Raw genomic sequence first — 25,978 nt, forward strand, 5'->3', positions numbered from 1 at the left:
CATGTCAGGTACCTTACGTAAGATCGCGACGTTCAACGTCAACGGTATTGCCAGCCGTCTGCCACACTTGCTGGAATGGCTGCAGCGCGAGCAGCCGGACATCGTGGGCCTGCAGGAATTGAAATCGACGCAAGCTGCGTTTCCGGAGCAGGCAATCCGCGATGCCGGGTACGGTGTGATCTGGCAGGGCGAAAAGTCCTGGAATGGCGTGGCGCTGCTCGCGCGGGGGACCGAGCCAGTGGAGATTCGTCGCGGGTTGCCCTGGGATCCACGCGATACGCAAAGCCGCTATCTGGAGGCGGCGATCCATGGCGTGGTGGTGGCCTGCCTGTATTTGCCCAACGGCAACCCGCAGCCCGGGCCGAAGTTCGACTACAAGCTTGCATGGTTCGAACGCTTGATCCGGCATGCGAAAACGCTGGTGGACCTGCCGCATCCGGTGGCGCTGATCGGCGACTTCAATGTGGTGCCCACCGATGCGGATATCTACGACCCCAAGGGCTGGCGCAAGGACGCCCTGCTGCAGCCGGAGAGCCGTGAGGCCTACCAGACCCTGCTGGCACAGGGCTGGACCGACAGCCTGCTGGCCATCCATGGCCACACGCCGATCTATACGTTCTGGGATTACTTTCGTCAGCACTTTGCGCGCGACCGTGGGTTGCGCATCGATCATCTGCTACTCAATCGCACGCTGGCGCCCGACCTTCAAGATGCCGGCGTCGACAAGTGGGTACGTGCGCTGGAAAAGGCCAGCGACCATGCACCCACCTGGATCAGTGTGCGTGTACCGGATGCGCCCGCCGAAGCAGCGGCGGATGCCACGTCGGCCGCGAAGGTGCGCAAGCCGGGCGTAGCGAAAAAGGCGGCCGTGCCCAAGGCGGCCGCCAAGAAGACGCCCAGTGTCATCGCGAAAAAAGCGGCCAAGAAGATCGCTGCGAAGAGGGCCACAGCCGCATCGGCAAGACCACACAAGTCGGCGAAAAGAACGGCTGACTAAGCTCGACCGGCCGGCAGGAGTCCACGCAGCCTGTCTACGCTGCGCGTTCCAGCCTGCGGCGCTTGACCCGCTGCAATGCATAGCCGGTCAGGGCCGTCAGCAGGATCAGCACATTGCTGACGATAAACACCGCGTTGCCAACCAGATAACTGTAGAGGATGAACAACACCGAAGCACTGATCTGGCCGAGGAACAACCAGCGCGAGACGCCCTGCGCGGCGTCGGAGCGCCATTGTTTGTAGATCTGCCGGATCAAGGTGGCGATCAGGATGATGCTGGCGAGCCAGCCCACGACGTCGACGAATTGCATGCGTGCAGTTGCTCAAGGAAGGCCTGCAACCTTGCAGCGCACGCTGTCTGCATACCGTTCGAGCAGCTTCAAGCGTGGTGTCTGCGGTGATGCCCATCATGTGGCGGATGGACACACGACCGCCCCGCACGGCCACGCCTGTACCTGCTGCGCCAGGGGCCGGTATCCTAGCCGGGTCATCCATTGGTCGGCACTGTCCTGCACATGATCAGCTATGCCGAAGCACTCGCGCTGGTTCACGCGCACGTCGCACCCCTTGCCAGCGAGTGGGTGGCAAGCGCCGATGCCGAAGGTCGCGTGCTTGCCGACGCCTTGTCGAGCCAGGCCGAGTTGCCGCCCTTCGACAACAGCGCAATGGATGGGTTTGCATTGGCGACCGCGGGGATGGGTGCGTTGGCAGACCGCGAGTACGTGGTGAGCGGTACCGTTGCGGCAGGGCAGGACGCCGGTGCGGCTGCGATCGGTGCGGCCTGGGAAATCATGACCGGCGCCGGCGTGCCGCCGGGTGCCGATGCGGTGGTACCGATCGAGCAAGTGCAGATCCTTGAGCACGACGGCGGGCGACCCAGCCGCATCCGCCTGCGTCAGCCGGTGCGTGCGGGCCAGCACATCCGTCGTCGCGGCGAAGACGTGCGCTTGCACGATCGCGTGATCGACGCCGGCACCATGCTGCGCGGTGCGCATCTGATGCTGCTCGCCGGCCTGGGCTGCGCGCATGTGCAGGTGGTGCGGCGGCCGCGCGTGGCCTTGATCGCCACTGGACGCGAGTTGATCGGCGACCCTGCACAACCCCTGCAGCCGGGCCAGATCCGCGATGGCACCAGCAGTTATCTGCTGGCTCAGTTGCGTGCCGCCGGCGCCGATGTCGTGTGGCGTGGGCAGGTAGGCGACGACGATGCTGCGTTCGATGCGTCACTGGCACAGGCCCGCCATGCCGGTGCCGATCTCATCCTGAGCACCGGCGCCGTTTCGCGTGGTCGGTACGATTTCATCCCGGAGGCATTGGCACGCCACGCTGCCGAAGTGCTGTTTCATAAGGTCGCAGTGCGACCGGGCAAACCGGTGCTGCTTGCGCGCTTTAGCGATGGCGCGCTGTATATGGGTTTGCCCGGCAACCCGATGGCCAGCGCGGCCGGTCTGCGCTTTTTCGTCGAGCCGGCATTGCGCGGTTTGTTGGGCATGCCGGTTGAGCATGGCGTGCGCGTCGCATTAGAGGCACCGATGCAGGCCAGGCCGATCTGGCGGCAGCATCTGCGGGCACGCCTGCTGTGCAGTGCGGCCGGCGCGTTGTCGGTGCAGATCCTGCCGCAGCAGGAATCCTTTCGTGTGGCCCCGTTGCTGCAGGCCAACGTCTGGGCAGTGCTGGAGCCACAGGACGAAGGCGCCGCAGCGAGCACGCATGCCGAGGTCTTCGGCCTGGGCCACCTGCACCCGGCCGCGCCGGCCATCGCGCCATGAACATGCCGGTGGGTGCCGCCCATCCCGGGGCTGTCGCATGACGCTGCAGCAGCCGTGGACGGGCGTGGTGCTGGCTGGTGGACGTTCGTCGCGCATGGGGCAGGACAAGGCCTTGCTGCCCTGGCATGGACGTCCGTTGCTGGAACAGATGCAGGCGCTGCTGCGCCAGGCCGGTGCGCAGCACGTGGTGGTCAGCGGCAACCGGCCCGAATATGCCGGCATTGCCGACGTCCATCCCGATCTGGGCCCGCTCGGCGGGCTGGCAAGCGTGATCGCGGGCGCGGCCGACGCGACCACGCTGGTGGTGGTGCCGGTGGATATGCCGCTGTTGTCGGCCGCGTTGCTGGGCAAGCTGCTTGCGCCGTCGCAACATTGCTGTGTGGCCTTCGAGGACCAGATGCTGCCGATGTGCCTGCGCCTGGATGCCAGCGTGCGCGAGGCGTTGACGGTGCTGATGGCGGGCGCTGCATCGTCACGCTCGCTGCGCGCCTTGCAGCATTCACTGCAGTGCCATCGCGTGACTGTCACTGCCAGCGAACGCGCTGAGTTCGTCAATTGCAATACGCCCGAGCAATGGAGCCGGCTGATCCATGAAAATCCAGATTGAAGGCCAACATCTGCGCTTTCGTATCGACGAGGACGAGCTGGCCAGCCTGCTGGCCGGGCGTAGCGTCGACAATCTCAGCCGATTGCCGAGCGGGCAGGGCGCGCGGTTGGTGAGACACAGCGTGAGCCTCACCGGCGGTCACGCCGCATGTAATTGCGCCACCGATCATTGGCAACTGGCGATCCCGCGCGACGCGCTGGAGGAACACGCACGCCAGCTACCGCGCCGTGACGGGCTTCAGTTCAGTTTCGATGCGGGCGCTGGGCATGCCGAGGCGATGACCTTGCAGGTCACCTTCGACGTGGATGTGCGCGACAGCACGCGCAAGCGTCTGTTGCGGGATTGATGGTTTGACGCGCCGGCAGCTGTTGGCTGGACCTGCACGCCATCACTTGCGCTAAAGTGCGGCCGAGCGGTTGAGGCCGCATTGTCGCGAGGACGCAACGCATGCAAGACGTTCGGCTCCGGCCGGCTTGTACCGCCACATGGCACGCGCTGCATGGTGGCGTTATTGGCTGCACGGCACGCTGGCACCGCGGCGAACGCGAACGCTCTGCGGAGCACTGCTGAGCATGCCGCGTGTGCGCGCGGCCGTCACCCGCAGACAGCCCATCTCCGAGGTCGGCAACGCGCGTCCGGCGCCGGCCGATAACCGCCGCACCGCCAACATCGTTCCCAACACCGTGCGCTCGCTGCTGGGCCTGGTCGAAGATCGAGGACACGCGCCGGAGCGGCTGTGCAAGGGGTTGGGATTCACCGACCGCGACCTGCACGACCGCGACCTGCTGCTGTCCTACCAGCAGGTGCGTGCGCTGATCCTGCGCGCACGCCGTCTGCTGGACGAGCCGGCGATGGGCCTGGCGGCCGGCATGCGGCAACGGCCGGTGTCATGGGGACTGACCGGGCTGGCCATGCTCACCTGCGAAACCTTCGGCGAAGCCATCGCCTATGGCCTGGGGCATCAGCACGAAGCCGGGGCGATGATGCAGCACCTGTTCGCACAGCAAGGCCCCGAAGCCTGCATCGAACTGGTGCCGCATGTGTTCGACCTGGAGATCGAGCCTTACCTCATCGAGGAAGCATTTGCCGGTGCCCTCAATGTCAGTCGCTGCATGCTGGGGCCGGACATCCGACCGCGCGCGGTGGAACTGGCCTTCGCGCGATCGGCCCCGCTGGAGATCTACACGCGTTTTTTTCGCTGCCCGGTGCGGTTTGGCGCTGGTCGCAACCGGATGACGCTGGAGGCAAAGTGGCTGGCCGCGCGGTTGCCGGGCTACGACCGCACCACCTGCGGACTGTTGCGGCAACAATTGGAGACGCTGATCCAGCGGCCGCCGTCGCGCAATGACTTGGTCGAATCGATCGCACTGCGGCTGCGCAGCGATGCCGAGCATGCGCCGCGGCAACCGGAGCTGGCGCGCCAGGCCAATTGCAGCGAGCGCACGTTACGGCGTCGGCTCGGCGCGCAACAGGTCGGCTACCGGGCACTGCGCGATGCCGCCCGCTACGAACGTGCGCAGGATCTGCTGCGCAATTCGCAGATGACCGTGGCCGAGGTGGCGCAAGCGGTGGGATACGCCGATGCACGGGCGTTTCGGCGCGCCTTCCAACGGTGGTCCGGTCGTTCGCCCGGACAGGCGCGCGATCCGCGCTGAGGGTTCGACCAGACACGGTACTTGGCCGCACTGCGCGCCGATTTGCCCTCCAACAGCGCTGCCGCCGCATGCGCTGCGCGTGCGGGCGCCAGCAGCGGCTCAGGTCCGCTGCGTGGTTGCTCGCGCTGCGGCGAGGGTGTGCGGGTCTTCGCGGTGAGCGGGCGGCACCACTTCCCATCCGTCCTGGCGCGGGCGAATCAGGCCGCGCTGCTGCAGCGACGCAAGATAGTTGCGATGCCCACGCTCGGCGCTGCGTGCGAACAGCGGCAGGGCGCGCGTCAGCAGGTTGGGCAGCAGCATGGCCAGCCGCACCGTCCACGATTCGCTGGGGCGCACGAAGCGCTCCAGGCACGGTGCGTCCAGGCACCGCAACACCTGCAATGCGACTTCGTCCGGTTGTTGCGGCCGATCCATGAACTGCAACTTGTTGCCGCCGTTGAGGGCCTCGCGCATCAGCATCGGGGTGTCGGTGGCCGACGGGTTGACGATGGAGACGCGAATGCCCAGGCGTGCGCCGTCCAGTCCCAGGCAGAGCATGGCACCGCGCAGCCCGAACTTGCTGGCCGAGTAGACCGTCGATTCCGGCAACGGGAACATGCCTCCCAGCGAGACGATGTTCACCACGCGCCCGTCGCCACTGCGCTGCAGCAGCGGCAGCAACCGGTGCGTGAGCAACAACGGCGCCATCAGGTTCAACTCCAGTTCGCCGCGGATCGACGCCGGCGTGCGCTGCTCGAACGGCGTGGTGCCGACGATGCCGGCATTGTTGACCAACAGCTGCAACTGGCCCCAATCCGTGTCGAGCCGCTCGGCGAGACGGTCGCGCGCGGCCGGATCGGTCAGGTCGGCCACCTGCGCGCACGCCAACGGCCCCAGCGCCTGCACCGCACGTGCCAGTGCATCGGCATCGATATCCACCAGCAGGCAGCGCACGCCGCGCTGGATCAGGCGCGCGGCGGTCGCGCGTCCCAGCCCGCCGGCGCCGCCGGTGATCACCGCATTCCAGCCGCGCAGATCCTGCGGCTTAGCCATGGGCAACCTCGCTGTCGGCTAGCCGTGCGGTGGCGGTAGTGCGCATGCGTGGATCGCCACCGGCGTCGAGCTTGAGCGCGTCGTACATGTGTTCGCCCAGTTCGCCCCAGCCCAATCGCCTGCGCAGCTGATGCAGATAGCGTTTGAATGCATGCGCCTCGATGTAGACGGCGTGGCGCTGCGATGCCACGAAACGGATGCCGCCGGACAGGTCCGGTGTATCGTTTTCGATCAATGCATCGAAGCGGCGTGCGCTGGCAGGATCGCGGCGCTGCGCGGTCAGGTAGGACGCGATCATGTGGGCCTGGGTGTCGAACAGCTTGTACGCGCTGGAATTGGTTTCCAGGTAGCCGATCCCGAACAGATTGCGATGCGTGCGGTTGAACATCGACAGGTACATCTGCGGGCGTCCGCCGTTCCATAGGAAATACTCGCTGGCATACGGGCAGCTCCAGCGGTAGCCGGTGGCGCACAGCAGCAGGTCGATCTGCTCGCGGCTGCCATCCTTGAACACCACGTGCCTGCCGTCCAGTCGGTCGATATCGGGTTTGACGGCGATGTTGCCGTGCTGGAGATGGTGCAGCAGCTGGGCGTTGAGCAGCGGGTGACTTTCGAACAGGCGATGGTCCGGCTTGGGCAACCCCAGCCGGGCCAGGTCTCCGTTGACCAGCCGCAGCAGGGCCGAAAAGATCGGGCGTGCCAGCCACAGGGGCAGGTGCGGACCGGTTTCGGCGATCTGGTCGACCGGAATCCCCATCAGGTGCTTGGGGATGAAGTGATATCCGCGGCGCACGCTCAGAAAGGCGCGTTGCGCATGCATGGCCGCCTCGCAGGCGATGTCCGCGCCGGAGTTGCCGGCCCCCAGCACCAGCACGCGCTTGCCACGAAATTCGTCGCCATGCCGGAAACTCACCGAGTGGCGGATCTCGCCATCGAAGTGGCCCGGCAATTGCGGCATGCTGGGGTCCCAGTTGACGCCCGACGCGCAGATCACCGCGCCGTAGAGGCGCTGCGAGCCATCGGCCAACGTCACCTGCCAGCGCCCGTCCGGCTGTTTGTCGATGCGCAGGACGGCGGTGTCGAACTGGATCTTCTCGCGCAGACCGAACGTCTCGGCAAAGCTGCGCAGGTAGGCCAGGATCTGCCGATGCGACGGGTAGTCGGGGTATTGGCGCGGCATGGGATGGCCGATGAAGGCCGACAGATCGCGCGAGGAAATGAAATGGGTGGAGTCGTAGATCGGCGAGCCGGGGTTGCTGACGTCCCAAATCCCGCCCAGGTCGCCGTGGCGTTCGAACTGGTCGTAGTCCAGCCCCTGCGCCTTGAGCGCACGTGCCGCACTGAGCCCACCCGGGCCAGCACCGATGATGCAGACCGCATCGCTGCGGTCGAGCGGGAACGTCTGGGACGGCGAAGGCGTCTGCATGGTGTGGCGATGTCCGAACCGGGATGACGTGCTCGACTGTAGGCGGATGCACGCGCCGTGCTGGGGACTTTTTCGGCCAGGCAGGGGGTGAAACCGGTCACGCTGGGTGACTGTTGCCTGCCTTGCTGCACGCCGTGACGCGGTGCCGATGGCATGCGCCGGCGGGTAGCAGTCGAGCGCCATTGCGCGGCCGCGGGCCGTCATTTCCCGCGGATGGTATGGGCGGGCGCTCCGGCGATCGGTGCGTCGAACGCACGCGTTGGCAGCAGGACACGGCGCGCCAAGCGTTGCTGGCGCGGTAGGCAGTCGCGATCAAGCGCGTCGAATCCGGCAACGCGCTTGGAAAAATCTAGCGGAGCGGCAAACCCGGAACCCGCACCGACAGGATGCTTTGCGCGTGCAGGGCGGCGTCCAGCTCCGCCGGGATGGCATCGCCGCTGCCCATGCGCAGGACCACGACCTGCAGCCCGGCGCCGACCAACTCCACTACGGCGGCCTGCTGCGCGCCCGGCGTCTCCGGCCAGGCGCGCCGTTGCGCATCCCGGCGCGCCAGTTCCACCACCGCGGCGGGCACGTCCGACGCCAGCAGCAGCACGTCGGCCAGGTTCAGGGCACGCAAGGCATTGAGCGTGAGCAGGCCGGGATCGCCCGGGCCGGCACCGACCCATTGCACGCTGCCGCGCGCCGGAACGCTGTCCACCGCGTCCAACGCAGCGGCAAAGGCGGCTTCGGCGGCGACGGTATCGCCGGCCTGCAGCAATTGCGGCACCTTCCCGTCGATCACCTGGTCGAACCAGCGGCGCCGCCGGTTCATGTCCGGCAACTGCTGACGAATGCGCTCGCGGTGCCGGGCGAACAAGGCCGCCAGCGTACCCACCGACGCATGCAGTTCGCGCTCCAGTCGCTCGCGCAGTCGGCGCGCCAGCATCGGCGCCGCGCCCGCCGACGAAATCGCAATCACCAGCGGATCGCGGTCGACAATGGCCGGCACCTGGTAGGTGGAGAGCTCGGCATCGTCCACGACATTGACCAGACGCTGGCGTGCGCCGGCCGCTGCGGCCACACGTTGATTCAGATCCACATCATCGGTGGCGGCGACGACCAGCCACACGGTGTCGATCCAGGCAGGATCGAACTCGCCTGTCATTTGCTCGAAGCGCCCGGCCTGCAGCAGCTGGGCAAGTTCGGGCGAAAGCGCATGCGCATACAGCCGGATGTGCGCCTGCGCCTTCAGCAGCGCCAGCACCTTGCGTGTGGCGACTTCGCCGCCACCGATCACCAGCACGGCGCGCCCCTGCAGGTTGGCGAACAACGGGAACAACGGCATCGGACACTCCGAAAAGATGGCTCGCACGAGCGGCATGTTGCATGGCACCATCAGGCCACGTCCATGCCTCGCTGCTGTCAATGCGTGTTTTGCTGGTCAACGATACCGAAAAGCCGATCGGCGAACTGCGCCAGGCACTGACGCGCGCCGGCTACACGGTGCTCGATGACGTGGCCTCGGTCAGCGCGCTGCTGCATGCCGTGCAACGCCAGCAGCCGGATGTGGTGGTGATCGACGTGGATTCGCCTTCCCGCGATACCTTGGAGCAGCTGTCGATGTTGCATGCGCATGCGCCGCGGCCGGTGGTGATGTTCTCCGGCGATGGCGACGATGCGTTGATCCATGCAGCGGTCGGCGCGGGCGTGACGGCGTACGTGGTGGATGGCTTGGCGCCTGCGCGGTTGGCGCCGATCGTGCAGGTGGCGCTGGCCCGTTTTGCGCAGGAAAGCAGCATGCGCAAGCGCCTGGACGAGGTCCAGCAGGCGCTGCAGGACCGCAAGCAGATCGACCGTGCGAAGGGCTTGCTGATGGAAAAACGTGGCCTGAGCGAGGCCGATGCCTATGCCGCATTACGCCAGCAGGCGATGAAGCAGGGCGTCAAACTGGCCGAAGTGGCGCGCCGCATCGTGGCCATGGCCGAGTTGTTGGGATGAATCTATGAGTCAAGCCGAATATCCCGTCCTGCGCGTGGCCTACCTGCCATTGATCGACTGCGCGCCGCTGGTCGCTGCGCAACACCTGGGTCTGGACCATCGACATGGTCTGCAGCTGGAGTTGCAACGACAGGCATCCTGGGCCGGCGTGCGCGACCGTTTGCTGGCCGGTGAAGTGGAGGCAGCCCACACCCTGGCCAGTTTGGTGTATGCGATCGACCTGGGCATCGCCGGCCCGCAATGCCCGATGGCATTGCTGATGACGCTCAATCACAACGGCCAGGCGATCACGCTGGCGCCTGCACTCGCGCAGGCGTTGGCGGCCGGCCGCACGCTGCCACAGGCATTGGCAGGATTGGGGCGGCGTGCGGTGTTCGCGCAGACCTTTCCTACCGGAACGCATGCGCTGTGGCTGTACTACTGGCTGGCTGCAGGCGGGGTGGACCCGATCGGCGATGTGGATGTGCTCAGCATTCCGCCACCGCAAATGCCCGAGGCGTTGGCCAGCGGATTGGTCGACGGCTATTGCTCCGGCGAGCCGTGGGCGACGGTGGCCGAGGCGCAGGGCACGGGGCGGCGTGTGATCCGCAGCGGCGAGTTGTGGCCTGGCCATCCGGAGAAGGTGCTCGCCTGCCGCCGTGAATTTGCAGCACTGCAGCCGGAGTTGAGCGAGCGCTTGACCGCTTGCGTGCTGGAGGCCTGCCGTTGGCTGGACGCGGCGCCAGCCAATCGCGCGCACTGTGCGCAGTGGCTGGCCGAGCCGCAGCATATCGGGGTGCCGGCGACGCGCCTGGCGGTGTGTCTGGGGGCGCATCCCGAGGTTGAGTCGCATGTTGGTTGCGTCGCTGCCGCCGATGATGCGACTGCGCTGGCCTTTCACCGCGGCGGGGTGGTGAATATGCCGTGGCTGTCGGACGGCGAGTGGTTCCTGGGCCAGTTCCAGCGCTGGGGATGGCATGACGTTCAAGGCGACGACATCGCCCGGCTCGGCGATATCCACCGACTCGACAACTATCGGCGTGCCGCCGCACGTGTGGGTGTCGTCGCGCCGGACAGCGATCATCGCAGCAATCGGTTGTTCGATACGCCGTAACGCGATGGATCAGGCGTGCTGGAGTCTGCGGTGATGGCTGCAGAGCGTAGAGGGATCGCAGGGAGAGCGGCTGGTCTGCAGTTTGGCTGCAGGGGCCCTTGCCGGCCCACCAGCGCAGGACAGGCTGCAAGTACGTCCATGTAGGCTCTACACGGCATCCATGCCGCGTAAGCTCCCGCGACGGTGGGCCGGCAAGGGCCAGTGGAGATGGTCGGTGCGCCAGGTTTCAAACAGAGCAAACAGCAAGCCGCACGAGGCGGTTTCCTCGCTCTTCCACAAACCGCCGGCCAACTCCCAGGTGCGGTGTCCTCGCCGCTTGCGGCATGGATGCGGCCATCGAGCCTGCACGGACGTACTTGCAGCGTGTCTGCGAGCGGTGAGGGCGCCGCGCGCTCCATCGGCCAGGCGTTTGATCTCGGCAGTCGCGCCAACGCGTTCGACTGCACCCAGTCACGCCGTCTAGCTTCCCTGACGCGCAATGGCCGGCCTGGCGCCACGATCATGCGTGGAGGGACGGCGTGTCGCAGGAATATCGATCGATCGCGTCCGCCAGCAACGCACGTTGTTGGTGCATTGCTGCACGAAAGCCGGGAATGGTGAGCTGCGCCAGCGGCTACCCGTTACCTCGCGCGAGACCGGCAACCAGCCGCCAACCCTTAATTTATCAAGCGCTTGCAGCGCAGTGAGGCCGCGGTGAGAAAGTTGGCACGTTGATTGCGTAGGACGCACGTGCAGGTACAACGGCGTGCCTGCAACAACATGCAGACGATGCCAGCGGCTCAACGGCGAGCCGCATGCATCTAGGACAACGGCGTCCTTCCGGTTTACCGGAGGGCGCCGTTTTTTTTTTGGCCATCGCACTCGAAGAGGTCTCTATGCAGCGCTCGTTCTGGCGATCAGGGCATACGCCCACGTTGTTCGCATCTTTCCTGTATTTCGACCTGAGCTTCATGGTGTGGTATCTGCTCGGTCCGCTGCAGGTGCCGATCGCGCAATCGCTGGGGCTGGATACGCAGCAGCGTGCCTTGATGGTGGCAGTGCCGATCCTGTGCGGCGCCGTGTTGCGCCTGGTACTGGGCATGTTCGCCGACCGGATCGGCGCCAAGCGTGCCGGCATGGTCGCGCAGCTGGCGGTGATCGCAGCACTGTTCGGTGCATGGCAACTGGGCGTGCACAGCATGGGGCAGGTGCTGTTGCTGGGCGTGCTATTGGGGATTGCCGGTGCATCTTTCGCGGTGGCATTGCCGCTGGCTTCGCGCTGGTATCCGCCCGAGCATCAGGGCACCGCGATGGGGATTGCCGGAGCCGGCAATTCCGGCACGGTGCTGGCGGCGTTGTTCGCCCCGATGCTGGCGGCCGCTTTCGGCTATCAGAACGTGTTCGGCCTGGCGTGCATTCCGTTGGTGCTGACGCTGGTCGTGTTCGCAACCATCGCCAAGGAAGCACCCACGCCGGTCGCGCGCAAGCAGTGGTCCGACTATGGCCGCGTGCTGGTGGGCAACCGCGATGCATGGCGCTTCATGTGTTTCTACGCGATCACCTTCGGTGGCTTCTCCGGCTTTGCCAGCGCACTGCCTGGTTACTTCCACGACCAGTTCGATTTCGATGCGCGTACCGCGGGGTGGGCCACCGCAGCGTGCGTACTGGCCGGCTCGGTGATGCGCCCGCTCGGCGGCGTGATTGCCGACCGCCTCGGCGGCACGCGCGCCCTGTTGGCGGTGTATCTGCTGGTCGCCGGGCTGGTGGCAATCGCCGGATTTGGTGCCGGCGGCGCCACGATCACGCTGGCGCTGTTCGTGCTGACCTTGTTGTGCCTGGGCGCCGGCAATGGCGCGGTGTTTCAACTGGTGCCGCAGCGCTTCGGCCAGGACATCGGCGTGATGACCGGCCTGATCGGCATGGCAGGCGGCATCGGTGGATTTGCGCTTGCCGCAGGGCTGGGCGTGCTCAAGCAGCACACCGGCAGCTACGCGATCGGCATGTGGTTGTTCGCTGCCTTCGCGCTCGGCGGCTGGGCGTTGCTGGCCGGCGTGAAGGCGCAGTGGCGCAGCGAATGGTCAACCGCAGGCGCGGCGCGCGTCTGATATGTCGACAGGAGCCCAGGCAATGAAGCAACCCAGACTCGTCGTCATCGGCAATGGCATGGCCGGCATCCGCACCGTGGAAGAACTGCTCAAGCTGATGCCGGGCATGTACCACATCACCGTGTTCGGCGCCGAGCCGCATCCCAACTACAACCGCATCCTGCTCTCGCCGGTGCTGGCCGGCGAGCAGGAATTCGACGACATCGTGCTCAATCCGTTGCAGTGGTATCAGGACAACGGCATCCACCTGCATTTGAACAAGGAAGTCACGCGCATCGACCGCGTGCGCCGCCGCGTGATTGCGGCCGATGGTACGCAAGCCGAGTACGACCGGCTGCTGATCGCCACCGGCTCGGTGCCGTTCGTGCTGCCGATTCCCGGTAACGACCTGAAAGGGGTGATTGGGTATCGCGATATCCAGGACACGCGCACCATGATCGATACCGCGCGTAGCAAGCAGCACGCGGTGGTGATCGGTGGTGGGTTGCTCGGGCTGGAAGCGGCCAATGGGCTCAAGCTGCGCGGCATGGAGGTGACGGTGGTGCATCTGGCCGGCTGGTTGCTGGAGCGCCAGCTCGACCCGGTGGCCGGCAACCTGCTGCAACAGGCCCTGCGCGCGCGTGGCCTGCACTTCAAGCTGAGCACCGCCACCAGTGCGCTGCTGGGCAATGCGCAGGGCGAGGTGATCGGGGTGAAGTTCGCCGATGGCAGCGAGATTCCCGCCGATCTGGTGGTCATGGCGGCCGGCATTCGCCCGAACACACGTCTTGCCGAAGAAGCAGGGATTCATTGCTCGCGCGGCATCGTGGTCAACGACAGCCTGCAAAGCTTCGACCCACGCGTGTACGCGGTGGGCGAGTGTGCAAACCATCGCGGCATTGCCTACGGCCTGGTCGCGCCGCTGTTCGAGCAAGCCAAGGTCTGCGCAAACCACCTGGCGCAGTTCGGTATCGGCATTTACCGCGGTTCGGTCGCATCGACCAAGCTCAAGGTCACCGGCATCGATCTGTTTTCTGCCGGTGATTTCATGGGCGGCGACGGCTGCGAAGAAATCGTGCTTTCCGACCCGGCCGGTGGCGTCTACAAGAAGCTGGTCATCCGCGACGATGTCCTGGTGGGCGCGTGCCTGTACGGCGACACCAGCGACGGCGGGTGGTACTTCAAGTTGCTCAAGGACGGCACGCCGATCCAGGCGCAGCGCGATCAACTGATCTTCGGCGAAAGCGCGCTGGGCGATGCCGGCACCGGTGGCCAGGACCGCGCCAGTGCGATGGCCGACAGCGATGAAGTGTGCGGCTGCAATGGCGTCTGCAAGGGCACGATCGTCAAGGCGATCAGCGAGCAAGGCCTGTTCACCGTGGACGAGGTGAAAAAGCACACCAAGGCGGCCAGTTCGTGCGGCTCGTGCACCGGCCTGGTCGAGCAGATCCTGATGAATTGCCTGGGCTCCAACTTTCAGGAAACCCCGAAAACCAAGGCGGTATGCAGCTGTACCGACCTCAGCCACGGCGAGGTGCGCCGCGCCATCCGCGAGCACAAACTGCTCACGCATGCACAGGCCTATGCCTTCATGGAATGGCGCACACCCAACGGTTGCGCTACCTGCCGGCCGGCAATCAACTACTACATGCTGTCGACCTGGCCGCATGAGGCCATCGACGACCCGCAGTCGCGTTTCATCAACGAGCGTGCGCACGCCAATATCCAGAAAGACGGCACGTTTTCGGTGATTCCGCAGATGAAGGGCGGGGTGACCAATGCCAGCGAGCTGCGCCGGATTGCCGATGTCGCCGACAAGTATGCGGTGCCCATGGTCAAGGTGACCGGCGGCCAACGCATCGATCTGCTTGGGGTCAAGAAGGAAGACCTGGTCGACGTGTGGCGCGATCTGGGCATGCCCTCCGGCCATGCGTACGGCAAGTCCATCCGCACGGTGAAAACCTGCGTGGGCAGCGAATTCTGCCGCTTCGGTACCCAAAACAGCACGCAGATGGGGATCGATCTGGAAACCATGCTCGCCAACATGTGGAGCCCGCACAAGGTGAAGCTGGCGGTGTCCGGATGCCCGCGCAATTGCGCCGAATCCGGCATCAAGGACGTGGGCATCATCGCGGTGGATTCCGGCTGGGAGATCCATATCGGCGGCAATGGCGGCATCAAGACCGAGGTGGCACGCTTCCTGGTCAAGGTGGCCACCGCCGACGAAGTGCGCGAATACACCGGCGCGTTCCTGCAGCTCTACCGCGAGCAGGCGTATTACCTGGATCGCACGGTGCACTACATCGCGCGGGTAGGGCTGGATTACATCCGTGCGCAAGTGGTGGACGACGCCGCCAACCGGCGTGCGCTGTACGAGCGCCTGCTGTATTCGCTGGAGGGTCTGGTCGACCCGTGGAAGGCGCGTATCGCCGGCGAGCGCCGACAGGAATACCAACCGCTGCGCGTTGCGGCGCCGGCCGCCACGGTGGAGCAATGAGCATGCATAAGCCGCCTGCCTGGATCCGCATCTGCGCTTTGCAGGAATTGCCCGCATTGGGCGCACGCGTGCTGGAGATCGAGGGCATCGAACCGATCGCGTTGTTCCGCACTGCCAGCGACCAGGTATTCGCGCTACGCGACCGGTGCCCGCATAAGGGTGGACCGCTGTCGCAAGGGATTGTTGCCGGCGACACCGTGACCTGCCCGTTGCATGGTTGGGCCATCGCGCTGCAGAGCGGGCAGGCATGTGCGCCGGATGTAGGTTGCGCGCCGCGCTATCCGGTGAAGGTGGAAGCCGATGCGGTATGGATCGTGTTGCAGCCGGTGACCGCGCCGGATGCCGTCGCCGAGCCCGCCGTATGAGCGAAGGCCTGCAGCATCTGTCGAGCGACGAAGCCGCGCAGCCGCAGGCCGCGTTACCGATGCACCGCATCACGCGTTCGACCTGCTGCTATTGCGGGGTGGGCTGCGGTGTGCTGATCCACAGCGAGCATGCCGCCGATAGCGAACGCATCGTCGGCATCGAAGGCGACCCGCTGCACCCGGCCAATTTCGGGCGCCTGTGCAGCAAGGGGCTGGCACTGCCGCAGACGGTGGCCAGCACGCAGGGGCGTGTGCTCCAACCGCAGCTACGCCGTCATCGCCAGGCGCCGCGTACCGCAGTGGGTTGGGAGCAGGCACTCGACCTTGTGGCCCACAAGCTGGCCGCCATCATCCAGGAGCACGGCCCGGACGCGGTGGGGTTCTATCTCTCCGGGCAGCTGTTGACCGAAGACTATTACGTCTTCAACAAGCTGGCCAAAGGCCTGCTCGGTACCAACAACATCGACACCAATTCGCGGCTGTGCATGTCCAGCGCGGTGACCGGCTACAAGCTTGCGCTGGGTGCCGATGGCCCGCCCACCTGTTACGACGATCTGGAGCTGGCGCACACCGTGCTGTTTGCCGGCAGCAACATGGCCTATGCGCATCCGGTGCTGTTTCGCCGGCTGGAAGAGGCACGCGCGCGCAACCCCGACATTCGCTGGATCGTGATCGATCCGCGGCGTACCGACACGGCGGCCATGGCCGATCTGCACCTGGCGATCGAGCCCGGCACCGACGTCGCCTTGTTCAACGGCATGCTGCATCACCTGATCTGGGAGGACCTGGTAGACGCGCGTTTCGTCGCGGCACACACCGAGGAATTCGATGCCCTCAAGCGGATGCTGCGCGAGTACACGCCGCGCATGAGCGCCGAGATCTGCGGCATTGCGCACGAGGATCTGGTGCAGGCGGCCGAGTGGTTCGGGCGCAGCCCTGCAGCGTTGTCGCTGTATTGCATGGGCTTGAACCAATCCGTGCACGGCACCGACAAGAACCTGGCCCTGATCAACCTGCATCTGGCCACCGGGCAGATCGGCAAGCCGGGCGCGGGGCCGTTTTCGTTGACCGGTCAACCCAATGCGATGGGCGGACGCGAGGTCGGCGGCATGGCGACCATGCTGGCGGCGCATCGCGAGATTGCAAATGCCGACGACCGCGCCGAACTGGAACGGCTGTGGGGCGTGCCAGCCGGGCGAATCTCGCCAACGGCAGGCGCACCGGCCGTGCAATTGTTCGAGCGGCTGCGCGCGGGCACGCTCAAGGCGGTGTGGATCGTGTGCACCAACCCCGTACATTCGATGCCGGAGGTTGCCGGCATTCGCGCCGCGCTGGAAAACGCCGAATTGGTGATCGTGCAGGAGGCCTTTTCCGGTACCGACACCGTGCCGTATGCCGACGTGTTGCTGCCGGCCGCCAGCTGGGGCGAGAAGGACGGCACGGTGACCAACTCCGAACGCCGCATCACTCGCGTGCGCAAGGCGGTGGAAGCACCCGGGCAGGCACGTGCGGATTGGTGGATTGCCAACGAGGTGGCGCGCCGGCTGGAAACGCGCCTGGCACCAGTGCGCGGGCAGGGCCTGTTCGCATTCAAGCACCCTGCGCAGATTTTCGACGAGCATCGCGCGCTCACGATTGGCCGCGACCTGGATGTCGGCGGCCTGGATTACGCGCTGCTGGATCATGGCCCGCAGCAATGGCCGTTTCCGGCAGGCAGCACGCAAGGGCAGGCCCGGCGTTACACCGACGGCGTATTCGCGCACGCCAACGGGCGTGCACGCTTCCACGCCACGCCGTATCGCAAGGTGGCCGAAGCCACTTCGGCACGGTTCCCGATGCGGCTGCTCACCGGACGCCTGCGCGACCAGTGGCATGGCATGTCGCGCACCGGGCGGGTCGCGGCGGCATTCGCGCATAGTCCCGAGCCGGCGCTGCGCATGCATCCAGGCGATGCACAGCGGCGTGGGCTGGTGGCCGGCGAACTGGTGCAGATCGCAAGCAAACGCGGTGCGCTGGTGCTGCCGCTGGAACTGTCGGACGAACTGCGCTCGGGCACGGTGTTTGCCCCCATGCACTGGAGCGGGCAGAGCCTGTCCAGCGGCGGCATCAACGAAGTCAGCACGCCGGCAGTGGATGGGCGTTCGCAACAGCCCGAACTCAAACACACGGCCGTGCGGGTGGAAAAGACCGCGTTCGGCTGGCATCTGCTGGCGGCGCGGCGTGGGGATGCACTCGCCTTGCAGCAGGCGTTGCAACCGCTGTTGCGCGACTGCGACTATGCCTCTCTGCGCCTGCATGCCGAGCCCTCGAGCGGCACCAAACGCCGTGCAGCCGGGGATTGGGTCGTGTTGCATGCCGCCTGCGAACGCGCACCCGATGCCAGCTGGATGGATCGCCTGGTCGTCGCCTTGCAGCTGCCGGCCGGCGCGGATGTGCTGGAGTACCGCGACCTGCGCCGCGGGCTGATGCGCCGCGTTGGCTGGCGCATGCAAGACGGGTATCACCATATCGACGGCGTGCTGCTCACTGCCGCGCAACCCGGCGACGCCGATCGCTCGTTGCTTGCCACCGCACTGGCCGGTGAACCGTGGCGGGGTGCGCGGCTGTCGGTCTTCGCCCATACCCACAGCGCACCGAGCGACCCGATTGTGTGCACCTGCATGCATGTCTCGGCCGCCGCGATTCACGCGGCCATCGACGACGGCGCCGATGTTGCGCAGCTCAAGCAACGCCTGGGCTGCGGCACCGTGTGCGGCTCCTGCGTGCCGCAACTCACTCGGCTGTGCCGGCAAACGCGGCTTGCGTGAGTGCACCTGTCCTCTGAATGCACCGTCCCTCCACACCCAACGAGAACTCCCATGTCAGTCACACCTTCCTGCGCACGTGATGTGGTGTTGTTGTCCGCCGGCCCGGGCGACCTGGAATTGCTCACCATCAAGGCGGTGAAGGCCCTGGCGTCGGCGCAGGTGCTGCTGCTCGACGATCTGGCCAACCCGGAGATCGTCGAACTTGCACCGCAGGCGCGCGTGATCCGGGTGGGCAAACGGGGCGGATGCCGTTCGACACCGCAGGAGTTCATCTGCCGGCTGATGCGTCGCTACGCGTTGCAGGGCCTGCGCGTGGTGCGCGTGAAGGGGGGCGATGCGCTGCTGTTCGGCCGCGCTGGCGAAGAGATCGCCTTTCTGCGGCGTGCCGGCGTCGGCGTGCAGGTGATCAACGGCGTGAGTGCGGCCTTCGCTGCGGCGGCCGCACTGGAGGTCTCGCTGACCCATCGCAGCCATTGCCATGGCATCACCTTCGTCACTGCGCACACGCACGACCACGGCGAACCGAATTGGGATGCGCTGGCGGCCAGCGGCACGACGCTGGGTATCTACATGGGCCTGCGCCGCGCGGATGCGCTGGCCGCTGCATTGCTGGCGCATTTGCCGGCCAGCACGCCCGCCGCCATCGTGCAGGCCGCCACACGGCCGGAGCAGCAACGTCGCCTCACCACCTTGGGCGAGCTGGGGATGACAGCCGCCGCGCTGCCACCGGGCCTGCCGACCTTGTTGCTGGTGGGCGGTGCTCTGTCCGAAGCTGCGGCAGCGTGCGACGACCGCGATGGGCCGATGGTGGTGCAGGCCGTGGGGTGAGGGCGGCGCACCGCCGCTGACGCGGCTGCGGGGCAGGGCGATTCGGGCTCACGGTTGCCGCCCGACGTGGTGCGTGCGCGTCCGGAGACTGCTTGTCCAGCCTCTGGGGCAGCCGCATCCGGGCGTGGACGGCACGGCTAATGGTTCCGGCCCGGCGTCAACGTCGGCCAGTGGTACCCACTTGCACACAACCGCTAAGTCTTTCGCAAGGCGGGTAGCAACGCCTGAGGCGTTGATGGCGCATCAGTGTGCGCCCAGATCCACGCGCAGTCTGTGTGCGGGCCCTGCCTGTTTCAACCTGTGGCTGCGCCGCTGTCTGGCAGTCCAGTGGCGAATTGGCCGAGCGATCTGCGGTATCGGCAGCACACGTCTTGCGAGGCGCTGCGCACGCCGGCACCGAGGCGACTGGCGCGCGCAGACGATGAGTGAGCTGTACGCAGACGGCTGTTCCCGCACCGTGCGTCGCAACCGGACTACGCGAGATTGCAACACACCTGCATCAGGGGCGGGCGCTTGGTCCAGGCATAGCGGCTGATCCCTGCGACGCCAGCGCAACCCGTCCAGCGGCTGCAGACGGATTGCGCCCCGTGATAGCGCTATCCACCTAAGAGGTAGGCCGAATCGTCCGGCGATGCGAAGGTGTGCAAGATTTGCGCAGCGAGCGCAGCCGTTTTTTCCTGCATCCATCCGCAATGCACCGCGGAGCCTGCCTTTCAGGGTTGGCACGAATGTTGCGGTTAGCCCAATACCCAGGCGTAACCGAAGCATCGAGAGGAGGCACAGTGGAAGACGGACAAAACACGACCCGTAGCCGGCGCGGCTTTGCCGCATTGGATCCGGAGAAGCGCCGCCTGCTGGCGAGTAGCGGCGGCAAAGCCGCGCATGCCAGCGGCAATGCGCACGAATTTACCAGCGACGAAGCGCGCGAAGCTGGCCGTAAGGGTGGCCAGGCCGTGAGCCGCGATCGCGATCACATGTCGCGGATCGGCAGCAAGGGCGGGCGTTCCAAGCAGGCCAAGCCGCAGGAAGAATCCGCTTAATCCAGCCATCGGCGCGCCATGGCGCGCCGGTTTGGGAGCGAATCTTGCGGAAGGCTGGACACAGGCGCTACGCCCATGCGGCTAGCGCCTGTGCTGTTTTCGGTTTGAAGCAAGCCGATTGCTGCACGCGGTAAGGCGCAATCGATTGCAGATTTTTGCACGCCGTCATCGTGCGTGATGGCCTGTGCACCTGGAAAGATTCATGAGCGCCTGCTGTGCAACGCATCAAGCGCAAGCGAGAAATTTTTGCAGTCGTGCATTGATGTCCGACATCGATTGCATGGAAAAATTTCACTCCAGCCACGATGCCGTTTCCAACATCGGCAGGATTTGCAGCCCACCCGGTTTGGGGCTCACCTGCGCCACGGCGGCATGAAGCGTCCCCACTATTGGTCGCAGGGCCCGGTGCCTTAGATGGTCAGCGCGGTCAGTGACCCACGCATTGCATGCAGATCCCTCAGCGATCGCCACGCAGATCCTCGGTTCCGTTGCGACCACATGCAAACAGGCTGTGGAAGGCGGAGCCGCCAGTCCCTCTGCGTCCTGTCAATGCCACGTAGACGTCGCACGCAGCGTTCACTTGGAACAGTCACATCTTTCATCCGCGCCGCTGCAGGCTGGACATATCGCAAACACACAGGAGAACCCCATGGCCGAACCCCAAGAAAACCTGATGGACTGGCTGCGCGATGCGCATGCGATGGAGCAGCAGGCCGAGCAGATGCTTAAGGCCCAGGCCGCACGCATCGAGCACTACCCCCAGCTCAAAGCCCGCATCGAGCAGCATCTGGAAGAGACGCTGGGGCAACAGCGCCTGGTCGAGTCGTGTATCGAGCGCCTGGGCGGTTCGCCGTCGATCATCAAGGACGCCATGGGCAAGATGGCCGCGTTCGGGCAGGCAATGGGCGGCATGACCACCTCCGACGAAATCGTCAAGGGTGCGATGGCCAGCTATGTGTTCGAGAACCTGGAGATCGCGACCTACACCGCCTTGCTGGGTGCCGCCAAGACGGTGGGCGATACCGAAACGCAGCGCGTGTGCGAGCAGATCCTGCCCCAGGAACAGGCCATGGCCGATTGGCTGTTGGCGCATCTGCCGGAGTTGACCGAAGAGTTCCTGGTCCGCGACGCCACCCCAGGGGTCACGGCGAAGAAGTAAACATCAGCGACGCAGGTTTCATCGGCCCCGCAGCGCGGGGCCTTTTTGCTTCTGTGCGCAGAGCGCTTACCCTTGGCGGCTCCTTCGCACCGGTGTCTGCAATGACGACAAACCCAACGTATCCGATCGGCACGCCCGGGCAACCGTGGGGTGAGCCGGAACGCGCCCTATGGCGCGCACGCCAGCTGCAGCAACGCAGCTATGCGGAGGATGTCGTGCAGCAGGTCGCCGCACTGGCCGAACAGTACGAGCGCGTGCAGTACGGCACCATTACCCATGCGCAAGGGGAGTATCCGTTGCTGGCACTGCGCAGCGCGCAGTGGGACGACAGCCTGCCGTGCGTGTTGGTCACCGGCGGCGTGCACGGCTACGAAACCAGCGGCGTGCAAGGTGCGCTGCAATTCCTGCAACAGCGTGCTGCCGACTACGCAGGCAAATGCAATCCACTGGTGGCGCCGTGCATCAATCCCTGGGGCTATGAACGCATCCAGCGTTGGAATGCCGATGCAGTCGATCCGAATCGCGCGTTTCGCCGCGACAGCCCGGCCGAAGAGTCGGCTGCGCTGATGCGGCTGGTGGCCTCGATTTCCGGCCGAATGCTGGTGCATATCGATCTGCACGAAACCACCGATAGCGACGAGAGCGAGTTTCGCCCGGCGTTGGCGGCGCGCGACGGCGCGGTGTTTGTGCCGGGGAGCATTCCGGACGGGTTTTACCTGGTCGGCGACAGTGAAGATCCGCAGCCCGCCTTCCAGCAAGCGGTGATCGCAGCGGTGGCCGAGGTAACGCATATCGCGCCTGCCGATGCGGATGGGCAGCTCATCGGTGCACCGGTGGTGGGGCATGGGGTCATCAATTATCCGGTGCGGCGACTGGGCTTGTGCGCCGGCGTCACCGATGCGCGGTATCGCACGACCACCGAGGTCTATCCGGATAGCCCACGCGCCACACCCGACCAATGCAATGCTGCGCAGGTGGCGGCAATCTGCGCGGCAATCGATTACGCACTGGCGCAGCACTGAGGGCAGGGCACCTGGAGCAGCTAACAAAACGACTGCACAGCCGCCAGGCCCACCTGACGACTGTTCGCTACGTTTGTTGGCCGCTCTTCGGCGCCACGCGGCAGGGTTGGCCGGCAAATCGCTTTACGTCGCGCGCCCGTAATTGCCCGCGCGGACTCGGGCCTGGGTTTTGCGGCGACGTCGCATGTATGCGGCCCATCTGCACGGCTGCGCATCGTCGAAGCACGAACCGGCGCCTTGCCTGCATGGCGAACAGAGGAGGGGCCGCACCCATGCGGCCTTGCGCGTACAGCACGTAAACTACGCGTTCATAAGTCGCAGGAGCGCAGATCCATGCAACACGATGCATTCAATGGCGCACGCAGGCGGGTGTTGGCTGGCATGGTCGGGATGACGCTCAGTGGTGGCGCGTTTGCACAACAGAACAATCCGAGGAAAACCATGGCGCAGGACAGCAGCTGGCACGCCGGAACCTGGCTCAACCGGCCGAAGACACTCGATATCAACGGCGACACGTTGGATGTGGTGACCGACCAGGCGACCGACTTCTGGCGCAAGACGCATTACGGATTCACCCGCGACAGCGGGCACTTTCTGGGCATCAAGGCGGGCGCAGGCTTCACCGCGCAGCTGCGTGTGCGCGCGCAGTACGAAGCCTTGTACGACCAGGCCGGCATCATGGTGCGCGTGGACGAGCAGCACTGGGTCAAGGCCGGGATCGAACTCAGCGACGGGCGCGCCATGCTCAGCAGCGTGTTGACCAACCCGGTTTCGGATTGGGCAACTGGGCCGTACGAAGCCGACCCCAAGGATTTCTGGATCCGTGCCACGGTTGCCGATGGCGTGCTGCGCCTGCAGGTCTCTGCGGATGGCCGTCACTGGCCGCTGGTGCGGCTGTGTCCGTTTCCGCCGGCAAGCGCCTATCTGGTCGGACCGATGTGCTGCACGCCCGAGCGCTCAGGTCTGAAGGTGCGGTTCTCCGATTGGGCACTGAGTGCGCCGCTGGGCAAGGACCTGCACGATCTCAGTTGAGCGCTAGGAGCATTGCTGCATTGCAGGCAGCAGGTTGGACGTGCATCGCATCGCAAGGCATCGTGCATGCATCCGCACGGCGCGGCGTGGTGCGATTGCCTGTCCGGCGCATCCGCGCACCGCCGCGGCTCTACGGCAGACGCTGCAGCGCCCCGGTTTGTTTGACGTAGTCGGCCACCAGATGCGCCTCCATGGGTTTGGCGAGCAGATACCCCTGTGCCTCATCGCATCCCCAGCTCCGCAGCAACGCAATCTCATCGGCGTGCTCGATGCCCTCGGCCACGGTGCGATAACCCAACGCGTTGGCCAGGCGCACCACCGCCTCGGCGCGCATCTGCATGCCGGTTTTGGTGGCGATGCCAGTCACCAGCGACCGGTCCAGCTTGAGCACATTGACCGGCAACTCGGTGAGATAGCCGAAGTTGCTATAGCCGGTGCCGAAATCGTCGATGGCCACGCTCACGCCTGCATCGCGCAGCGCGCGCAGCCGCGGCACCGCTTCGACATTGCTGCGCAGCCAGCGGCCTTCGGTGATTTCCAGCTCGATGCATGTGGTGGGAATCGCCAGGTCCTTGCAGCGGTTGATCACATCCGCTGCCAGGTTGATGTTGCCGAAATCGCGCGACGACAGGTTGATGGAGATGGAAAAATCCAAGCCCTGAGTACGCCATTCCGCCAGCTGTACCAAGGCGCTTTCGATCACCCAATTGGTGACCGTGCACATCAGTGCGGTTTTTTCGAAGAGCGGGATGAACTCGTCGGGACCGATCGGGCCGAGGCTGGCGTGATGCCAGCGCAGCAACGCCTCGAAGCCGGTCACCGATAAGTCTTCAAGGTTGATGCGTGGCTGGAACACCAGCCGGAAATCGCCGGCTTTCAGGGCCTGTTCGGCATCCAGCGCCAGGCGGTACGAGCGTTGAATCGCATCGTCGTGCGAAGCGCTGTACCAGCACACGATGGCATGGTTGTTGATGGCATCGCCCAGCGCCACCAGGCCCTTGCGCATCACATCGTTGGTGTCCGGCTGCTGCGGGGCGAAGCGCACCACACCGGCATGAAAGGTCAGCGACATCGGTACGCCGGCGGCATCCACCGGCTTGTGCAGCATGTCGCGCAGATCCAGCAGCAGGTCTTCCATCTCGTCCGGCGCGGAGTTGAGCAGAAAGAACGCAAAGCGCATCGAGGCCACGTGGTAGACGGTGGCCTTGCCGCGCAAGGCGCGGGTCAACACGTAGCTGGCGTGGCGAACCAGCTCTTCCAGCGGCTGCATGCCCAGCGCCTGGCGCGCCTCGTTGGCGGCCTGAGTGTCGTAGACCTCAATGAACGCTGCAATGGTAGGCACGCTATGGCTGCCGAAGGCGAGGGCGTCCAGATCCGATTGCAGCTGACGCGTATTGAGCAAGCCGCTGTGCGGCTCGCGTCGGCCCGCACCGAACTGCAGTTCCAGCTGTGCGGCAGCCACGTTGGCGAACATCAGCAGTTGCTGATGCTCCTGGCTTGCCAGCCGGCGCTCGCGCGTGTCGATCACGCACAGGGTTCCGGAAATTCCTGTCTGCGGCGCACCCACGGGCACGCAGGCGATGAAGCGCGCGGGCAAGCCGGGGAACGCGGCATCGCCGAGTTGAATTTGCGCAAGCGTTGCATGCTCGATCAACTCGGTCACGCCATTTGGCGCTGGCGGAACCTGCTGGCACAGCTCCATGGCCTGTTTGACATGACTGCTGCTGATGCCACGCGCTGCCAGCACACGCAGGCGCCCGCCCTCCGTGATGGTCAGCGCAGCAGCCGGCGCCACCAGGGCATGGCAGAGCAATCGTGCGATTTGCTCCAGGGGCTCCATGCCGCCCAAGTCGATCGGCACGCCTGACCAGTCGAAGTGGCGATCCTGCGGTTTGTCGTCCGGGGCAAGCGTCATGGCATCGGGTTCCGTGTCGAAGATCACACACTGCACCGCTACTAGAAACAAACCGAGGTCATCGATAGGTGACGGAAACTCCACGAACTACGTGTCGAGCCAATCACTTTCGATTTTTTCTGCAAACGTCGAGCTGCCTGGCAGTCCCGACAATAAACCATGCTGTTGCGCTCGCGATATACAAATACCGCACTCCACTGTCCGCTGTCGACTACAAAATGGTCTTACTCTCTAAAGCAAACTCCGAAACTGATTGGCACCCTGCTGGAGGGTGTGTCGGGCTTTGCAACGCAGCAAGTTTCGTTGAACGCGATTGTTATAAGTCACAGTTGCCGGCCCAGCTCAATTGCGCATCAGTCTGCTTTATCAAGCTCGGGCTCATCCGTTCAAATCACTTCAAAAAATCCAAAATGCCGCTTTGCAAGTGATGAATCCGGCATAGATGGTGTGGGTCAGTACAGATGAGGCTGCAAAACCTGCATTTAGCGGGCACGAGCAAACCAGTCCACAGATCTGGCCTGTGTCATGGATGAGGTGAGAGTTAGTGATATTCAGCACAGTTTCAATCGTATTGAATCGCCTATTAATTTAATGGCGCGGCGAATAGAGAGTGGTATTAACTCAACTTCTCCCTGCAAGCGATGTTCGCGGCTAATCGCCATTATTCGTCTAGGTGGCCTGGCTGCTTTAAA

General features: G+C 65.2%; 21 protein-coding genes and 1 pseudogene. 16 read left to right on the plus strand and 6 right to left on the minus strand.

What is annotated here, in order from left to right:
- The first annotated feature begins 1 nt into the window (after position 1).
- Positions 2-997 (plus strand): exodeoxyribonuclease III, encoded by a 996-nt coding sequence (xth, locus tag ACDH77_RS09995; protein ID WP_372353859.1) that lies wholly within the window; start codon positions 2-4, stop codon positions 995-997.
- A 34-nt stretch (positions 998-1,031) separates the two neighbouring features.
- On the opposite strand, the gene ACDH77_RS10000 is transcribed toward xth, so the two are convergent.
- Positions 1,032-1,307: a PQ-loop domain-containing transporter gene (locus ACDH77_RS10000; RefSeq protein ID WP_031422621.1), complete on the minus strand. Its 276-nt coding sequence runs from the start codon at positions 1,305-1,307 to the stop codon at positions 1,032-1,034.
- A gap of 183 nt (positions 1,308-1,490) precedes the next feature.
- Here ACDH77_RS10000 and ACDH77_RS10005 point away from each other — a divergent pair, with 183 nt between their 5' ends.
- The 4 genes from ACDH77_RS10005 to ACDH77_RS10020 all read left to right on the plus strand — a co-directional run bounded on the left by ACDH77_RS10005 (position 1,491) and on the right by ACDH77_RS10020 (position 5,027).
- Complete coding sequence (locus tag ACDH77_RS10005) at positions 1,491-2,765, plus strand: molybdopterin molybdotransferase MoeA (RefSeq protein WP_303399843.1); 1,275 nt, start codon at positions 1,491-1,493, stop codon at positions 2,763-2,765.
- A gap of 37 nt (positions 2,766-2,802) precedes the next feature.
- Positions 2,803-3,372 carry a molybdenum cofactor guanylyltransferase gene (locus tag ACDH77_RS10010; protein ID WP_071117216.1) on the plus strand — a complete coding sequence of 190 codons (570 nt, stop codon included), beginning with the start codon at positions 2,803-2,805 and terminating at the stop codon, positions 3,370-3,372.
- On the plus strand, positions 3,356-3,718 hold the full coding sequence (locus tag ACDH77_RS10015; RefSeq protein WP_008575384.1) for a hypothetical protein: 363 nt from the start codon (positions 3,356-3,358) through the stop codon (positions 3,716-3,718). The genes ACDH77_RS10010 and ACDH77_RS10015 overlap by 17 nt, the downstream gene beginning before the upstream one ends.
- Positions 3,719-3,944: 226 nt before the next feature.
- Positions 3,945-5,027 carry an AraC family transcriptional regulator gene (locus ACDH77_RS10020; RefSeq protein ID WP_338335010.1) on the plus strand — a complete coding sequence of 361 codons (1,083 nt, stop codon included), beginning with the start codon at positions 3,945-3,947 and terminating at the stop codon, positions 5,025-5,027.
- A gap of 99 nt (positions 5,028-5,126) precedes the next feature.
- Here the strand turns inward: ACDH77_RS10020 and ACDH77_RS10025 are convergent, their stop codons facing one another.
- The 3 genes from ACDH77_RS10025 to ACDH77_RS10035 form a co-directional block, all read right to left on the minus strand.
- Complete coding sequence (locus tag ACDH77_RS10025) at positions 5,127-6,059, minus strand: SDR family NAD(P)-dependent oxidoreductase (protein WP_008575387.1); 933 nt, start codon at positions 6,057-6,059, stop codon at positions 5,127-5,129.
- Positions 6,052-7,485, minus strand: coding sequence for an NAD(P)-binding domain-containing protein (locus ACDH77_RS10030; protein WP_338338538.1), 1,434 nt, complete (start codon positions 7,483-7,485; stop codon positions 6,052-6,054). The genes ACDH77_RS10025 and ACDH77_RS10030 overlap by 8 nt, the downstream gene beginning before the upstream one ends.
- A gap of 349 nt (positions 7,486-7,834) precedes the next feature.
- The gene (locus ACDH77_RS10035; protein ID WP_031422631.1) at positions 7,835-8,812 is read right to left on the minus strand and encodes an NAD(P)-dependent oxidoreductase; all 978 of its coding nucleotides are present in this window, start codon (positions 8,810-8,812) and stop codon (positions 7,835-7,837) included.
- Between the two features lie 80 nt (positions 8,813-8,892).
- Between ACDH77_RS10035 and ACDH77_RS10040 the strand changes: the two genes are divergently transcribed.
- From ACDH77_RS10040 to ACDH77_RS10075, 8 genes are all read left to right on the plus strand, one after another.
- Positions 8,893-9,465, plus strand: a complete 573-nt coding sequence (locus ACDH77_RS10040) for an ANTAR domain-containing response regulator (protein ID WP_008575394.1) — start codon at positions 8,893-8,895, stop codon at positions 9,463-9,465.
- 4 nt (positions 9,466-9,469) lie between these two features.
- On the plus strand, positions 9,470-10,558 hold the full coding sequence (locus ACDH77_RS10045) for a CmpA/NrtA family ABC transporter substrate-binding protein (RefSeq protein ID WP_031422633.1): 1,089 nt from the start codon (positions 9,470-9,472) through the stop codon (positions 10,556-10,558).
- A gap of 914 nt (positions 10,559-11,472) precedes the next feature.
- Entirely contained in the window at positions 11,473-12,642 is a 1,170-nt protein-coding gene (locus tag ACDH77_RS10050; RefSeq protein ID WP_029819404.1) for a NarK/NasA family nitrate transporter, read from the plus strand.
- 58 nt (positions 12,643-12,700) lie between these two features.
- Positions 12,701-15,118 (plus strand): nitrite reductase large subunit NirB, encoded by a 2,418-nt coding sequence (gene nirB, locus ACDH77_RS10055; protein WP_031422636.1) that lies wholly within the window; start codon positions 12,701-12,703, stop codon positions 15,116-15,118.
- On the plus strand, positions 15,115-15,483 hold the full coding sequence (nirD, locus tag ACDH77_RS10060; RefSeq protein ID WP_008575400.1) for a nitrite reductase small subunit NirD: 369 nt from the start codon (positions 15,115-15,117) through the stop codon (positions 15,481-15,483). Before nirB ends, nirD begins: the two co-directional genes overlap by 4 nt.
- On the plus strand, positions 15,480-18,290 hold the full coding sequence (locus tag ACDH77_RS10065) for a molybdopterin-dependent oxidoreductase (protein WP_372353860.1): 2,811 nt from the start codon (positions 15,480-15,482) through the stop codon (positions 18,288-18,290). Before nirD ends, ACDH77_RS10065 begins: the two co-directional genes overlap by 4 nt.
- Positions 18,291-18,371: 81 nt before the next feature.
- The gene (gene cobA / locus ACDH77_RS10070; RefSeq protein ID WP_031422639.1) at positions 18,372-19,118 is read left to right on the plus strand and encodes a uroporphyrinogen-III C-methyltransferase; all 747 of its coding nucleotides are present in this window, start codon (positions 18,372-18,374) and stop codon (positions 19,116-19,118) included.
- 782 nt (positions 19,119-19,900) lie between these two features.
- The gene (locus ACDH77_RS10075; protein WP_005916070.1) at positions 19,901-20,158 is read left to right on the plus strand and encodes a KGG domain-containing protein; all 258 of its coding nucleotides are present in this window, start codon (positions 19,901-19,903) and stop codon (positions 20,156-20,158) included.
- Between the two features lie 81 nt (positions 20,159-20,239).
- On the opposite strand, the pseudogene ACDH77_RS10080 reads toward ACDH77_RS10075, so the two are convergent.
- Positions 20,240-20,440: pseudogene (locus tag ACDH77_RS10080) on the minus strand (hypothetical protein).
- A gap of 367 nt (positions 20,441-20,807) precedes the next feature.
- Between ACDH77_RS10080 and ACDH77_RS10085 the strand changes: the two are divergent.
- From ACDH77_RS10085 to ACDH77_RS10095, 3 genes are all read left to right on the plus strand, one after another.
- Positions 20,808-21,317 carry a ferritin-like domain-containing protein gene (locus ACDH77_RS10085; protein ID WP_008575404.1) on the plus strand — a complete coding sequence of 170 codons (510 nt, stop codon included), beginning with the start codon at positions 20,808-20,810 and terminating at the stop codon, positions 21,315-21,317.
- 101 nt (positions 21,318-21,418) lie between these two features.
- Positions 21,419-22,339 carry a M14 family metallocarboxypeptidase gene (locus ACDH77_RS10090; protein WP_031422643.1) on the plus strand — a complete coding sequence of 307 codons (921 nt, stop codon included), beginning with the start codon at positions 21,419-21,421 and terminating at the stop codon, positions 22,337-22,339.
- Positions 22,340-22,672: 333 nt separating this feature from the next.
- Positions 22,673-23,371, plus strand: coding sequence for a DUF1349 domain-containing protein (locus ACDH77_RS10095; RefSeq protein ID WP_008575406.1), 699 nt, complete (start codon positions 22,673-22,675; stop codon positions 23,369-23,371).
- A 130-nt stretch (positions 23,372-23,501) separates the two neighbouring features.
- On the opposite strand, the gene ACDH77_RS10100 is transcribed toward ACDH77_RS10095, so the two are convergent.
- Positions 23,502-25,313 carry an EAL domain-containing protein gene (locus tag ACDH77_RS10100; protein ID WP_008575407.1) on the minus strand — a complete coding sequence of 604 codons (1,812 nt, stop codon included), beginning with the start codon at positions 25,311-25,313 and terminating at the stop codon, positions 23,502-23,504.
- Positions 25,314-25,978: the final 665 nt, after the last annotated feature.

It is taken from the genome of Xanthomonas axonopodis pv. maculifoliigardeniae (assembly GCF_041519315.1).
Taxonomy (GTDB): domain Bacteria; phylum Pseudomonadota; class Gammaproteobacteria; order Xanthomonadales; family Xanthomonadaceae; genus Xanthomonas; species Xanthomonas euvesicatoria.

Bases quoted from the DNA above. Each gene is read 5' to 3' on its own strand.
- xth (WP_372353859.1), top strand. From the start codon at position 2: ATGTCAGGTACCTTACGTAAGATCGCGACGTTCAACGTCAACGGTATT.
- ACDH77_RS10000 (WP_031422621.1), bottom strand. From the start codon at position 1,307: ATGCAATTCGTCGACGTCGTGGGCTGGCTCGCCAGCATCATCCTGATC.
- ACDH77_RS10010 (WP_071117216.1), top strand. From the start codon at position 2,803: ATGACGCTGCAGCAGCCGTGGACGGGCGTGGTGCTGGCTGGTGGACGT.
- ACDH77_RS10015 (WP_008575384.1), top strand. From the start codon at position 3,356: ATGAAAATCCAGATTGAAGGCCAACATCTGCGCTTTCGTATCGACGAG.
- ACDH77_RS10020 (WP_338335010.1), top strand. From the start codon at position 3,945: ATGCCGCGTGTGCGCGCGGCCGTCACCCGCAGACAGCCCATCTCCGAG.
- ACDH77_RS10025 (WP_008575387.1), bottom strand. From the start codon at position 6,059: ATGGCTAAGCCGCAGGATCTGCGCGGCTGGAATGCGGTGATCACCGGC.
- ACDH77_RS10030 (WP_338338538.1), bottom strand. From the start codon at position 7,485: ATGCAGACGCCTTCGCCGTCCCAGACGTTCCCGCTCGACCGCAGCGAT.
- ACDH77_RS10035 (WP_031422631.1), bottom strand. From the start codon at position 8,812: ATGCCGTTGTTCCCGTTGTTCGCCAACCTGCAGGGGCGCGCCGTGCTG.
- ACDH77_RS10040 (WP_008575394.1), top strand. From the start codon at position 8,893: ATGCGTGTTTTGCTGGTCAACGATACCGAAAAGCCGATCGGCGAACTG.
- ACDH77_RS10045 (WP_031422633.1), top strand. From the start codon at position 9,470: ATGAGTCAAGCCGAATATCCCGTCCTGCGCGTGGCCTACCTGCCATTG.
- nirB (WP_031422636.1), top strand. From the start codon at position 12,701: ATGGCCGGCATCCGCACCGTGGAAGAACTGCTCAAGCTGATGCCGGGC.
- nirD (WP_008575400.1), top strand. From the start codon at position 15,115: ATGAGCATGCATAAGCCGCCTGCCTGGATCCGCATCTGCGCTTTGCAG.
- ACDH77_RS10065 (WP_372353860.1), top strand. From the start codon at position 15,480: ATGAGCGAAGGCCTGCAGCATCTGTCGAGCGACGAAGCCGCGCAGCCG.
- ACDH77_RS10085 (WP_008575404.1), top strand. From the start codon at position 20,808: ATGGCCGAACCCCAAGAAAACCTGATGGACTGGCTGCGCGATGCGCAT.
- ACDH77_RS10090 (WP_031422643.1), top strand. From the start codon at position 21,419: ATGACGACAAACCCAACGTATCCGATCGGCACGCCCGGGCAACCGTGG.
- ACDH77_RS10095 (WP_008575406.1), top strand. From the start codon at position 22,673: ATGCAACACGATGCATTCAATGGCGCACGCAGGCGGGTGTTGGCTGGC.